The organism is Pseudoalteromonas sp. N1230-9 (assembly GCF_032716425.1).
In the GTDB taxonomy this organism is placed as follows: domain Bacteria; phylum Pseudomonadota; class Gammaproteobacteria; order Enterobacterales; family Alteromonadaceae; genus Pseudoalteromonas.
Window position 1 is genome coordinate 1,977,492 of sequence record NZ_CP090419.1, and the last position, 13,494, is coordinate 1,990,985.

General features: G+C 35.7%; 12 protein-coding genes. All 12 read right to left on the reverse strand.

The features are described from left to right. Positions 1-7: 7 nt before the first annotated feature. A complete protein-coding gene (locus LY624_RS09230) occupies positions 8-529 on the reverse strand; it encodes a polysaccharide biosynthesis/export family protein (protein ID WP_130149995.1) in 522 nt (173 codons plus the stop codon). Further along, positions 526-1,734, reverse strand: a complete 1,209-nt coding sequence (locus LY624_RS09235; RefSeq protein ID WP_205989504.1) for an outer membrane beta-barrel protein — start codon at positions 1,732-1,734, stop codon at positions 526-528. The genes LY624_RS09230 and LY624_RS09235 overlap by 4 nt, the downstream gene beginning before the upstream one ends. Next, on the reverse strand, positions 1,724-3,127 hold the full coding sequence (locus tag LY624_RS09240; RefSeq protein WP_130149997.1) for an undecaprenyl-phosphate glucose phosphotransferase: 1,404 nt from the start codon (positions 3,125-3,127) through the stop codon (positions 1,724-1,726). The genes LY624_RS09235 and LY624_RS09240 overlap by 11 nt, the downstream gene beginning before the upstream one ends. A 521-nt stretch (positions 3,128-3,648) precedes the next feature. Further along, positions 3,649-4,047 carry a 3-phosphoshikimate 1-carboxyvinyltransferase gene (locus LY624_RS09245; protein WP_341802833.1) on the reverse strand — a complete coding sequence of 133 codons (399 nt, stop codon included), beginning with the start codon at positions 4,045-4,047 and terminating at the stop codon, positions 3,649-3,651. A 90-nt stretch (positions 4,048-4,137) separates the two neighbouring features. Next, complete coding sequence (locus LY624_RS09250; RefSeq protein ID WP_341802834.1) at positions 4,138-6,366, reverse strand: choice-of-anchor A family protein; 2,229 nt, start codon at positions 6,364-6,366, stop codon at positions 4,138-4,140. A 472-nt stretch (positions 6,367-6,838) separates the two neighbouring features. Continuing rightward, on the reverse strand, positions 6,839-7,885 hold the full coding sequence (locus LY624_RS09255; RefSeq protein ID WP_130150000.1) for an acyltransferase family protein: 1,047 nt from the start codon (positions 7,883-7,885) through the stop codon (positions 6,839-6,841). 11 nt (positions 7,886-7,896) lie between these two features. Next, positions 7,897-9,804 (reverse strand): hypothetical protein, encoded by a 1,908-nt coding sequence (locus LY624_RS09260; RefSeq protein WP_130150001.1) that lies wholly within the window; start codon positions 9,802-9,804, stop codon positions 7,897-7,899. Continuing rightward, positions 9,801-10,973 (reverse strand): O-antigen ligase family protein, encoded by a 1,173-nt coding sequence (locus tag LY624_RS09265; protein ID WP_341802835.1) that lies wholly within the window; start codon positions 10,971-10,973, stop codon positions 9,801-9,803. Before LY624_RS09265 ends, LY624_RS09260 begins: the two co-directional genes overlap by 4 nt. Beyond that, on the reverse strand, positions 10,966-12,147 hold the full coding sequence (locus LY624_RS09270; RefSeq protein ID WP_341802836.1) for a hypothetical protein: 1,182 nt from the start codon (positions 12,145-12,147) through the stop codon (positions 10,966-10,968). Before LY624_RS09270 ends, LY624_RS09265 begins: the two co-directional genes overlap by 8 nt. Next, a complete protein-coding gene (locus LY624_RS09275) occupies positions 12,134-12,640 on the reverse strand; it encodes a glycosyltransferase (protein WP_130150004.1) in 507 nt (168 codons plus the stop codon). The genes LY624_RS09270 and LY624_RS09275 overlap by 14 nt, the downstream gene beginning before the upstream one ends. Then, on the reverse strand, positions 12,640-13,092 hold the full coding sequence (locus tag LY624_RS09280; RefSeq protein WP_130150005.1) for an oligosaccharide biosynthesis protein Alg14: 453 nt from the start codon (positions 13,090-13,092) through the stop codon (positions 12,640-12,642). Before LY624_RS09280 ends, LY624_RS09275 begins: the two co-directional genes overlap by 1 nt. Continuing rightward, positions 13,085-13,402, reverse strand: coding sequence for an acyltransferase (locus LY624_RS09285; protein ID WP_228074465.1), 318 nt, complete (start codon positions 13,400-13,402; stop codon positions 13,085-13,087). The genes LY624_RS09280 and LY624_RS09285 overlap by 8 nt, the downstream gene beginning before the upstream one ends. Positions 13,403-13,494 lie beyond the last annotated feature (92 nt).

The window sequence follows — 13,494 nt, forward strand, 5'->3', positions numbered from 1 at the left end:
TAACTGCCTAAAACAAACGCTGTTCTATTTTTATAGTGTCACCCGCAGCAATTTGGCTATTTAAATTACCCTTTTGTTGCTGCTCTTTAGTTTTCTCTTTAAAAATAAATATTTTATCGATTGAGGCTCGCTCAGTTAATCCGCCAGCTAATGCAATTGCTTGGTTTACAGTCATTGCAGGTTGGTATGCATACGCACCAGGCTCTTTAACCTCACCGTGAATATAAAACGGACGATATTCGACAACTTGAGCATATACATTCGGGTTGACTAAGTAGTCAGGTTGTAAGCCTTCGCTAATAGTTTGCTCGACTTGGGCAATATTTAAACCCACTAGCTTAACCTTTCCTAAGAAGGGGTAATTAATCTCACCACTATTACCTAGCAGTGAGGTTACATCTAGATCGGGCTGGCCAAATACTTTAATTTCTATTTTATCACCCGCCCCTAAGATGTAGTTTTTTGAATCATCTGCAAAACTACACACACTTAGGAACAAGGCTAAGGCTATTAAAATTTTGACCTTCATTCATTACCCTTTAATGCAAAAGTAAAATTAAGCCCCACAATTACACGATCAAACTCAATATTAGCTTGGTTTGAATTACGATCAATAAAGTCAACGTAACCCGATACCATACCAAAGTTGTTTGCTAGGTAGTTCAAGCCAAGACGTGCATTTTTAACTTTATCTTTACGATTAAAGTTACCCACGTACTCTTGGTCAACATAATTTGCACTTACTACTGAGCTTAAAGATTCGCTCCAATCATGTTGCCATGTAGCTCCATAGACGCTTTCACGAATGTAATCGCCTTGAACGAGGGGATCTTTTGCTGCACGGCTAGTAACTAGTTGTAATGATGTATAAGAAAGTGGCTTCCATACAACCGCAGCTTCCCAGCTTAAACCGCTGAAATTATCGCGAAGGTTTGACTCGAAATCTTTGTTTTGATAACCAATTTTAAACGAACCGGTTGTAATGGCAGTCGCTTCCCACTCCATACCTAATAATACTTTTACGTCATCTGAGTCACGCGAGATACCATTAGAATCAATTACATCGTAACGATAGTTTTCCTGCTTTACTTCTATAAAAGCACGGCTACCAGCTTGAGTATTGTAATAACCAGTAATACCAAGCATAGGTTTGTCGTAATCACGAAAACGAGATATCTCAGAAAAGTTTTCATAATTCTTATTATAGTAACCAGCAGTTAAAGCTACTTGTGCTTTAGAGCTGAGAGCACCGTACTCATACCTAGCAGAAAAACTCTGCTGCTTATAAGTGATCAAGTCATCAATAGTATTACCTTGACCCTCTGTCAAACCTGCACCACGTGCTTCTGACAACCAGTCAGCATCACCTTTTACATCTAAACGGTGCTTACTTGTAAACTCTTTGTGCATACCTGCACCTAAGTTTATTTGCGTAAAGTTATCAGTTGTATCTTTATTATGCAGAGATGAGCGTGTTGCAACATCAAACTCATAATTATCTGGGCCATCTTCAAACAGCGCATTTAAGCTTGGCGCTATTTCCCATATCAAGCGAGATCGGGTGTCTGATGGCGTCATAAAAAAGTTGTCATTGCTACTAACACCTAATTGGAGCGTAGGAGTAAGCTCTGCACCATCCTCAGTCATGAAACTGCCCGGTTTTAATTCAACTGCAACCGCAGGTGCAGATAAACCCAGTGCAATAGGTAAAAATAAAATTGTATTAGTACGCATTTTCACTTTTAAATCCCTTAAAAATTGTCATAAAAATTATTTTTACATCAAGCCATAAAGACCAGTGCTTGATGTAATGTAAATCGTATTCAACTCGCTTAGTCATCTTATCAAGCGTATCTGTTTCACCACGCCAACCGTTAATTTGAGCCCAACCAGTAATACCTGGTTTTGCTTTGTGTCTAATCATATAAAAATCGACTTTGGCTCTGTATTCTTCATTATGCGCTACAGCATGTGGTCTTGGACCAACTATCGACATTTCACCTCTTAAAACATTGATGAATTGCGGTAACTCATCAAGACTTGTTCTTCTTAAGAAACCACCAAGCTTAGTAATACGTGCATCATTTTTTGTTGCCTGTGTAACTACATCACTATTTTCAGTGACAGTCATAGATCTAAACTTCCACACTTTGATTTTTCGCCCATCTAAGCCATATCGGTCTTGTTTGAAAATTATGTTTCCCGGAGACGTCAGCTTAACTGCAGCAGCGATCACCAACAGTAATGGTGAAATTAATAGAAGAATTAATGAAGAAACAATAATATCTTCAGTGCGCTTAATAAACTCTTGTGCACCAATTAAAGGTGATTCAAAGACACTCAATGTATCTACATTACCGACATGTTCAATTCTTGCGTGAATCAAATTAGAAAGTAAGAAGTCAGGTATTACATGGACATCAACTGTCGTATTACCAAGCTGCAATAAAATATCAGCAATACGCTTTTCAGCTTTTAATGGTAATGCAATATAAAGTATATCGATCTGTCCATCTCGTGCCCTGTCAATAGCATTTTGAATGGTCCCTTCTACGTCATAATTTGCAGCTTTTTCAAACAAACGTTCTGGCTTACGGTCATCAAAGAAGCCCATAAACTTAAAACCTAACTCGCTATTTTTTTCAATTTCTTTATGTAAATACGCTGCCCCTTCAGTTGCACCAACAATTGCAACATTACGAAGATTTAAACCTAAGCGACGTTTATTACGTTTATATAGATGAACTGCCAAACGCCAGCTGAATAAAAGTAGCAAGCTAACAAAAAACCAAATTGTTAACCCTAAGCGAGACAGTACCTCTGTAAACTTAAAAACAAACGAGATACAGAACATCGTAGAAAATGCAACGACTAAAGAAACCCAAGAGCATAAGACCATGCTTCTGAATTTGCCCGCACGCCATGAACGGTAAGTAGATAATATTTCCGCACAATACATATAAGTAATTGTGATGGATAATGCAGCAGCAAGATAAGCTGAAGTAAAATGGATAGTATAAATACTATTTGCTATTTGAAATGCAACAAAAAGAGATAACAAGTCAAATAAGCGATAAAAATTTGCATCTGAAGAACTAGATGGTTTAAATGTTCTGCTTCTGTTCACTATATCTTCCTTGAACGGCAAATAACTAAAAAAATCAGCTGCAATAATATAGTGGCAAGAGCAACAGATCAACTAGAAATAAGTATAAAGTGCCAAGAAAATAATTGCATTAAACAGAAGTATAAAACAGAAACATTCATGAAAATGAACGCAATATAAACAAAAATAAACTCAACATTATTAAATTAAACAATTCAGGGAAGGTTCACCTCCATTTATTATTCAAACAAACAAAGGGATAGAAGCAGTTTCTTTACATGTATTTTTTCAAAAAAGACAAAATCGAACAAATTACATTCAAAATAAAATTGAAAGATTGGGTTTTATTTACAAAAAACGAATTGCAGCAAGCTAAATTATTCACAATAAATAAACATATTTAAGCAATAAACATGAATATTACTCATATTAATTTAATGTGACAGTAGTGACATTATATTACTTAATATGGGCGAAATCACATCAAGTTACCAATAAAAAAAGGTGAGTAAAACCCAATTCCCTCATCCACTTTAGCTATTCTAATTTAACAGGGAGTTAAACCAGTCCCACAGCCCAAAAGAAAAGCCAGAAAACATATCAATTCCCAATGCGGATTTTGCTAGATATAAGGTTACTAATATAATTAAGATGACGAACGAAACTGCCACACTTAAAATTACTGCTTGCCCAAACTTAGCTACTTTCTGCTCTTGAGAAGTTAACTTACGCCTATTTCGACCTGCCAAAAATACATAGTAGTACCGGTATTTAAATAATTTAATGACACCTCGCAGGTCAACAGCATGATTCCCCCATTGCCTTGCGCCAATTGCAATTTTCAAATGCATTAACTGCTCATCAGTAAATGTATCTTGAATATCCTCAGGCATTCTTTCCATCAAGCTTCTAATTGCAGGGTCATCGCGTAAATCAGCCAAAGTAAACCTTTTAAATCCATTTTAAAATAAGCGCTATTCTAACAAAATGAGCCAATTAAAAAAGTTAATTGGCTCGTTAAGATGAATGATTTAATTTAGATTACCAGAACGGAAAGTATTTGATTGTTCCCAACTGTTCTCTTGCTGTAAAGGCAACGAGCCATCTTGATTTATATTCGAACCAGAGAAAGAATGTTGATTCCAAATACGTGTAGCAGGTGACCACTTACAGCTTGCTGAGGTTTTAACAGAAATACCATTAGTTCCCGTTTTACCACTTGGCAAAAGTAATGTATTGGAAACAGAAATAATTTCTCCAGAACCATCACCGTCTAAATCGACTACTATTGGGTATTCCCAAATTGTACCTGAAGACTGCGCCGACGTATAAATTAATCTATTTTCCAATCCACTAAATATATTCAAACCAGTTTCATCAATGTTAACAATCTCATCTTTACCATCACCATTGAAGTCATACGTTATAACACCGGCTCGTTTACTTGAAGGATCATTAACTGCAAAGGAATTAATTAAAACACCGTCTTTATTCAAAACCTTAATCAATTCACCGCCTGCAACAACAATATCAGGTTCGGCATTGCCATCAACATCACCAATAGACGGAACACCGCCACCTGAGTCATCTGCTTGATACTCCCAGATAACTGAGCCATCATGTTCTAGAAGCTTAACAGTGCCATCCAGATCAGTCAGCACGACTTCTGGGTATGCATCATTGTCAAAGTTACCAATTGCCGAGAAGCCTTGTTGTGTATTTTGGTTCCATAGAATATGTCCATCTTTAGTGTATAAAACACCATTTACTAAGACTTCTTGTTGGCCATCTAGATCTGCATCAAAAGCGATAGAATCAACCATAGCAAAATTGCCTTTATTATAATCCACTGGCTTTTTAAGTTTAATGATTGAATTATCATCAAGATTTACAATACTATTACCAATAATAAATTCAGCAGAACCATCTCCATCAAGATCAGATATGGTCGAATTCCCATATGCAAAGCCTTTTGGAATAGCCTTAATCAATTCACCAGCATTACTATAAATCTTATAGCTGTGATCAGAGGAATCCCTTACTATAACCTCAACTAATCCATCATTATTAATATCTGCAGCAGAGATAGAATAAGTTGAACTCGCTTTAACTGTTTTGTAGTCAAAAGATCCGTCAAGGTTTTCTGTTTTCCATAATTCTTCACCATCGATACCGCTAAACGCTCGAACAATGCCCTGTGCACGATAATTAGCTATATTAAAAGTTACAGCTAAAATATCCGTCACATCTTTTTCATCAATTACGCCATCGCCATTATCATCATTTAGATTTACAGCTATCGGCGTTGAAATAACTTGGTCAAACTCGGGCATAAACTCACTGCCAGTCCAACTCCATTTATCAGTAACATCAATATCATTACATACTGGCTCAGTGATTTCAGGTAAGTTACCGCTGAATTCACCGCCTAACAAAGTCATTGAACCATAAAAGCTTTGACCAATAATTGGCATCTTAGCGACACCATGAACACCTCTAATATCAGCAAACGGAGCTAAAACAACGCCTTGCCAACGATTCCCTTTGATATCAAGTTTTTTGGCATTCGCAAAGTTGAATACAGTTTTAGTTGCATGATCATGTAAACTCGCAAAGCTTTTACCTTTTACAACAACATTATCATCGCCGCTAATATTAAAAACGACTGTTGCACCATGGGGGATCCCTGACACAGCGAAGGTATGTGCCTTAGCAAAATCCCGTGCGTCTAAGTTGAATACTTGTCTAGCAGAATTACCATCACCTTCTAAGTAAAGGCCGCCCCACATACTCTTTACAGTACCCGTCGTTGAAAGAGCACTTAATTCAGTACTTAAATCTTTATAGTATTGTTCTTGCTCATCAAAGTTGAATGGCATTGCAGATTCACTTTGATTCGATAGGATTTTAGAGCCCCACTCCATGCCCCACCGAACACTCCAATTAATATCCGCAGCACCGCTGGCGATCATACTGCCCACATATTGACGACCTGATTTGAAAGCGATAGTAGATTCACTAATTAAATAATATTCGCCAGCATTGTAGGGTCTTGTATAACCAACACTGTATCCTTTCAGACTTATCTCACCTGCTGCTATTGCGCCCTCAGCACGGCCTGAATTAGATTTAAAATCCTCAAAAACAAACGCAGAAAAATTATTGGCAACGCCTAAGTCTGCAGCCAAAGTTGTTGAGCTTGCTAAACTAATAGCAATCACTGTGCTTAGCTTTTTTAATTTTAGTAAAGAGTTAGTCATTATTTCCCTCGTAATGAAAGTGCGTCAATAACACCAAAAACTGTGTATTCAGCTTATAGTCATGTCCATGATTTAATTGCAGCGCATTATATATACAAATTAAATGCAAATAAACAAAAGACACTACAAAAGTACCACTTTAATGTTCCACAAAAAAGTACAAAACACAAAAATCAGTAAGTTAGGTAATAAAGAAGGATAAAACAAACCAAAAAATAACCCTAAAAGACCACTTTTAAGTTAATTTAACGTTAACTGAATTGGGAAGGTTCTTGGAAGCACGATCCAAACTTTTAGCTGAACTCAGTGGACTTGTCTGTTAGATGACAATCTCGAGCAATATTTCTATTTAGAAGAAAACCTGTCAGTGACTCAATCAACCAACAGGTTTTGGGCTTTTTCTTTTATTGCAGATAGTGTTTGTTAGGTAATCTTTATAACCGGTTGGAGGTTAGTTATTTAAACTCTATTTTCAATAGCCAATAATATATTTACTCTTATCATTGAGTAACTTTTTCAAGAATATCGCAATCAGCATACTGAGTATCACAAACGTAAGCGATAGAGCAATGAAATATACCCACTGAAAAAACGCCGTATCAGGAGTTGGCAGTTTTAAGTTTCTAAATATAAAGATTAGATAAGGATGTATGAAGAACACTGCAAAACTTGTACTTGCAAGATTGTCGAAAAACAAATTACTTTTTGAGTACTTTTCTAGCAATGAGAAGAAAAAGAAAGAGAGAAATAACTTTTGCAGAAACATCAGATCGATGCCGCCAAATTCAAAAAATGGCTTATGGTAGCTCCCTACATCACCTAAATAGGTCTGAACCAGTGTGAAACTAATTGATAATAAAAACAGCAGCCAAAATCGATTACCTTGAAAAGTGTTTAACAAAGGTTCTCTATACTGGGATACCACAGCACCAATTAGATAAATTGGGAAAAAAAACACGACAGAATGCAAGTGGTTCATATTATCGACAGGTCTATGAATAAAAATTGACACGCATGAAAGAACAAGAATGAGTGACACCTTAAATTTAAAATCTTTTTTAAGTATAAGAACCACTAATGGCGAGAGTAAAAATAAGAGTAACGCAAAGGGGATATACCAATACGCAGTCATAAAGCGGCCTGTTACTTCATATTTAAGAAAAGGTACCATAAACTGTGATATAGCTCCTTCTGAGTGAGGCAAAAAATAGCCATCAGAAATTGGGTTAGATACATATATATATAAGCAGATTGGTATGATCGACAATAATAAATATGGCCATACCAGCTTTGAAGCTCTGGAGAAATAAAATTTAGAAAAAGTAAACTTTTTTAAAAATACAACTTCAAAAAGAAAACCTGAAATGAAAACAAAGAGAATGGTACCACCAGATAACAGATTTCTAAAAAACACTTCCCAAAAACTATCTAAAGCGACACCTGAAACATCGAAAGAATGACCGAAGACGATAAACATAATGGCGATCGCACGGAAATTATTAATTGAATTATAAAACAAACTATGACCTTTTAAATTGGTTCAATTTCAATATTACTAATCTTCCCTGAAAAGCCAGATTTACCTGAGGAAAATCTTAAGCGGCCAAACTCAGGCTTACAAATAGGTACCCTACTATAAAAAACTCCCGTATCGTTGATACTTTTATGGAAATCGCCAATATTGATATAGGCTGATCCTTCATTCACTTGAACTTCGTATTCAAGTAAATATATAGGATACTGTAACTTCGTTTTAATAAAATAATCTCCAGTAACTAAGAAATCATCAGCTTCATAATTCTCAACGGTTACATTATTAGGCCAAATATTGTCACCTAACTCTTCCACGCTATATTGGTCAAAATTAGTTTCGGATAGTATCGGTTTTAAAGAAATAGATTGCATCGCACCAGTAAACATTGTTTGCGTACTTACTACAGAAACCATATCCTCTGTAGGCTCACAAACAATTGCTACAAAAGAATTATCTCCCTCTTTTGTAATTGGAATGCTTGAATCTCCGATGTTAAAAATTGGGGTACCCGATTCTATTTCGGCATCAAAACTTACACGGTATAAAGCATAGTTTAAATCCCTGTTATTATAGCTCCCGCCAATAATAGAGTATGGCTCTGTCATATCAGCAACGATATCTCCATCATGCCATATATTGTTGCCACTTGGGTTTACAGAAGAAGACATACCGGGAGTTTGAGGAGTTATCTCTATAGAAAATTGCACTAACCAGTTATGCAGCGGCTGCTGATCCACAGAAGAAATTAATGTCGATGTATCTCTGATATTAGTCACTGGGGTTTTCTGGTTTGCAGTGTTATACCTATCATCCAAGGTAAAGCCACTGTCTATCTTTCCTCCCACCTCCAGTGTGGTATTGAACTCAAGCGTTAACGTATCACCCTGAATTGATACTTGAGGAATGTATTCTATATTATTTGGAGAAATATACTTTAGACCGTAGCCTGGTGCTTCTGGCAAAGTATGAGTGTCAACAGTTAAATCCCCCTCTGGAACATGTAATTTCACAAAGGCTTTATTATTTTCTATTTTTAAAGATTCAGGTTGTAGTGGTTTCCATTTTTTATTGGATTCAAATGTAGAAAAGATTGCTTTTGCAAAATACTCACCTTGTAGAATATACCCTTTTGTATTTAAGTGGGTTCTTTCATCAGGTCTGTTAAAGTAATTTCTATTAAGAAAGTACTTTGGCATCACTAGAGAGACGGTTTCGTTATCGTTTGCAAATTCCCACAATGAAACAGCAATATCATGCCCATAACTAACGCCGGTTTGATCCACGAATAATATAGGATTGCGGGTTTTAGAAGAGGTAGTTTGTACTTTATTTTGGTAAGCATTATATAACTTACCAAGCTTTTGCTTATAGTCCTGTAAATTAGAATTTGCGTTAGATTCACCATGTATCCAAGTAATAAAAGGAACATTAAAACTTTCACCACTTTGAGCAGCTAACCTTTCCCCTGCTCTTAGCATTGTGAGCCCATTTTCAAATGGTTCAGTACCATATTCAAGTTTACTTATCTTTTGCCCTCCACGACCATGGGGAGCATAAACAAACTTAGGAAAAGGTTTGTTTTCAATAGAATATAAATACTCCAACATTTTGAACATTGAGTATGCATGTGTTTGTCTAGTCACATCTTTCAAAGGTTCCAAAAACCTTACGTCACTTTCTACTAACCTTTGATAATATCGAGGCGCAGTGGTCCTTACACCGTTGAACAAAAATACTTTGTTAGGATTAACTTCATTAGGGAAAATTATCGGATTCAAGTCTTGATCAGTGTGCCCTATACTTAATGACTGACCTGATGCTAAGACTAAATTGTAATCATCAATAGCGGCGAGGCTATTAGATGAGATAAAAAGAAGTAAAAATAAAATTAAATAGCGTCTCATTTTTCTTTACTTAAAACCATATAAATAACAGGGATTATAGAGTAGCCAGCTACACCGGATAAAAACGAGGCCTCAAATAAAGAGGTAATAACAATATAAACAGCCATCGAGTTACCCAATCTATTCTTGCATTTTACAACGAGATTATAGCCGAGAATTGCAGTTATACATAACATGCCACCAAGACCAAGACTAAAAAAAGCTTGTAAGACTAAGTTATGCGCATGAGCAGGTGTATAGCCAATAATATCTTCTAACGTTGGCAAAGCCAAAGACGTTACACCTATGCCATAGCCAGTAAAAGGCCTATCAAGTGCCATATCAAATACAGCTGGCCAGATATATGTTCTCCCTGTGAACGTGAGAACTTCTTCAGGATCACCGTGACGGGATACATGCTCAAGGAAACCATAGAAATCAAATGCAGCATATATTATTAATAAAGAGGTAAAAATTACACCTGATAAAATCACAAATAAAATAAACTTATTTCTTTTGTATAAAAATAAAGAAGAAAAAACAAATGATATAAAAGCGGTCTTACTATCGCTTAATAGTAAAGCAATTAAAGACAAGCCAAATGCAACTATAAAAAAAGACTTAGAGATAATGCTCTTGTTAAATGCATGTAACAAAAACAAGCAATATACGGCACAAAATCCCCCCATTGCATTCGATGTAGAGAAAACCCCACTCATACGCGGGCTCACAAATAAAACATCATTTAACCAATAAATATGTCTCCCTAAGTCGGGTAATGCCAAATAATAAAAGTATGAGAAACAAACAACTACGAAGAATGACAAAGAAATTGAATACAGGAGAAAGTCATCTCCAAACCTACTTTTTACATACTTAAAATAAAAATAAAAGGCAGCATAGGAAAGCACTACAACAAAGCTACGAAAAGGAAGCATTGAAAAAGGAAGCATCAAAATAGCTAAGAGAATAAAGGCAACAAATAACAACTCATGATTGTTAGACACCCTAAAACCAAATTTATAAAAATATATAAATGCGATTAAAATGCCTCCTCCCCATGCCATTAGTCTTAAAACGATTTGAAAATCGACACTATCACTTCCATATTCGCGTATTCTAAAAACAAATAAAGAAAGGATAATAAACATTGAAAAAAGAAATAAGTTAAAGAGCCTTATCCTATTCATTGTCGACTCCTTTCATAACAATCAAATAATAAGTAATCGCCAAAAACAGCCACCCCAAAAAAATAGAAAATGATGGTGAAATTTGTACATGAAGAAATAAATTCAATAATAAAAGAGATGACACACCTAAGCCTGATAATAGGTATAGCGAATTCATCTTTTTATACATATTTTTTTTCACGAGCAGCATTTCAACACTTCTAGAGCAGGATAAACAAGTAAGGATACCTGCCCAGAACAGTAGATCACCAAGCTTAGGAACAGCCTGATCGGCATACACAACTGGAAATAAATAAACAGCTATTAATAGACAAATAGATGAGGCAACTAAAGAAATCAGCATATATTTTTTGAACAAACTCTTTACAAATGTGTGTGCATCATTTTTTAAACTGGCGAGTTTTCTTTGATCAACAGCCTCCAGTGACTTAATCAAAATTTGTACTGGTTGAAACACAGAGCGAGCAATGAACAGTACAGAAGAAATTGTTGCAGGATATAAAGCCGATACTAACAAAAACGGGGAATGTACGAGTAATAATTGAGAGATGGATTGCACATTTCGATTTAATAAATGTCGTGTGTCACGAAACCAAAAAAAAATGTCTAACTTCTGCTCACCCGAGTTTGCTTTTTTAAATGTGACGAAAAGCGTGATTACAATTAATTCTAGTGCAAATAAACATAAATAGGTGTTTATCAAAAGCTCTATAGATAAACCACTAAACAATAAAGAAGCTGCAAAAGTAGATACCAAAACAACAGATACCAAAGCAGGTAAAAAGTACAGCTTACTTACCATAAGTAGATATCTAAATGATTCATGTATAAATAAAAAAGCGAATAAAGCTGGAGCTAGTAGCCACTGCCCCTGATATGAAAATGCAAAATAGGTGCTAATAAAAATTAACACTAAAAAAAGCACTAATAGGAAAAATGAGCAACTCAGAAACTCAATTATCCTGATTTTACTGCTCTTATCTTCTTTTAAATTAAAAGGAATAAGTACAATTGTTCTTTGAAAAGATAAGAAAATTAATGCCAGTGTCATAGCAACACCAAACATGACTACTGACTCATTCCCTTCATACTTGAGTAAAAGAAACGTAATTAAAAAGTTAGCACCCGAAGACAATAGCGAGTCAATCAATAAAGATAATTTATACTTCATCATCTATCATTTTTTTAATATATAAACCAAGGCTCTCTGTATCTTTCTCTTTTTCAGTCGTGAAGAAGTCATTCGTCTCGCTTAGTTTCTCGATCTCCTCGAAAGTCTGTTCTAAGTCTTCTAAATCACGGCACACTCTCATTAAGCTCGTTGATGAGGTTAATGGCTCAAATCTTGAAATAGTATCGAGTTGGTGATCATTTCTGTGCTCACCAAACCTAGCTAATCTAGGTACAACAATAAGCTTTTTATTTAATTCCAAACATTGAATAATGGTTCCCATACCGGCGTGAGCAATTACTATATCGCACCACTCTAGTTTCGCCTTGTACTCATTCGAACTCAAAAAATCAATCACTTGAATACCATCATAAGTATTCGAATCTTCACCAACCTGAGCAAAAACATCCAAACTTAGTGATTTATTAATATCGCTGATAGCCTCGATCAGTCGTTTAAAAGGTAATTGCGCACCCACAGTTACAAGCACTTTCATTATATAACTCGACCCTTGTATTCAACATTATCACCAGCTAAATCTGGCCATTGGGTTAATGTTTTATGTGCAAATTTCTTTGCCATTCGTCCCGAAGCGGATAATTGTTTTGTATTAGCAATACTATCTACCCACATGGTTTTTCTAAGTAATAGTCGGCCTATTACGATAGAAATTAACCCAGGCATTGCGCCTGTGGTTACTATCCATTTAGGTTTATGCTTTAAGACAAGTTTTAACATCTGAAAAGCGATGATTGGTGAACGGATTAATGTGTCTCTTGACACATCCTCAATTAGGGTTTCATTCTCAAAAGAAGGTGTATCGTGCGCATTTACTTTTGTTCGCACAAATAAAATGTCATTAGAATCAAAGTTAGCTTGTTTCATGATTCTGCTCAATTGCACATAATGACCACCCGTAGATGCAATTGCTATGAGCTTCTTACTCATTAATTAATATTCCTAAAGCTTTCGTTTTAATATTTGTACGAATTGCGACTGCAGGATTTCCTGCGACAATTGTCCCTGAACTTACATCCTTTGTCACAACAGCTCCTGCCGCAACAATACAGGAATCGCCCAAAGTAACTCCTGGCATTATGATTGAGTTACCACCAATGAAACAATTTTCACCTATTCTCACGTCTTTATGAATGTCTCGGCACATATCATGGGTGAGAATTACCGACCCAAATGCAATATAAGTACCCGCACCGATATGAACACCTTTAGGGTTTGTTTTATCTAGCTTCGCTTTCAATGAAATTCTAACGCTTTTATGTATATTCATTTTATAAAAATGGATATACCAAAGCGTAATAATAGATAGTATAAAATGTCGTACATAGACGT

Excerpts from the sequence above, each read along its gene's own strand:
- LY624_RS09230 (WP_130149995.1), bottom strand. The coding sequence starts at position 529 with ATGAAGGTCAAAATTTTAATAGCCTTAGCCTTGTTCCTAAGTGTGTGT.
- LY624_RS09235 (WP_205989504.1), bottom strand. The coding sequence starts at position 1,734 with ATGCGTACTAATACAATTTTATTTTTACCTATTGCACTGGGTTTATCT.
- LY624_RS09250 (WP_341802834.1), bottom strand. The coding sequence starts at position 6,366 with ATGACTAACTCTTTACTAAAATTAAAAAAGCTAAGCACAGTGATTGCT.
- LY624_RS09260 (WP_130150001.1), bottom strand. The coding sequence starts at position 9,804 with ATGAGACGCTATTTAATTTTATTTTTACTTCTTTTTATCTCATCTAAT.
- LY624_RS09265 (WP_341802835.1), bottom strand. The coding sequence starts at position 10,973 with ATGAATAGGATAAGGCTCTTTAACTTATTTCTTTTTTCAATGTTTATT.
- LY624_RS09270 (WP_341802836.1), bottom strand. The coding sequence starts at position 12,147 with ATGATGAAGTATAAATTATCTTTATTGATTGACTCGCTATTGTCTTCG.
- LY624_RS09275 (WP_130150004.1), bottom strand. The coding sequence starts at position 12,640 with ATGAAAGTGCTTGTAACTGTGGGTGCGCAATTACCTTTTAAACGACTG.
- LY624_RS09280 (WP_130150005.1), bottom strand. The coding sequence starts at position 13,092 with ATGAGTAAGAAGCTCATAGCAATTGCATCTACGGGTGGTCATTATGTG.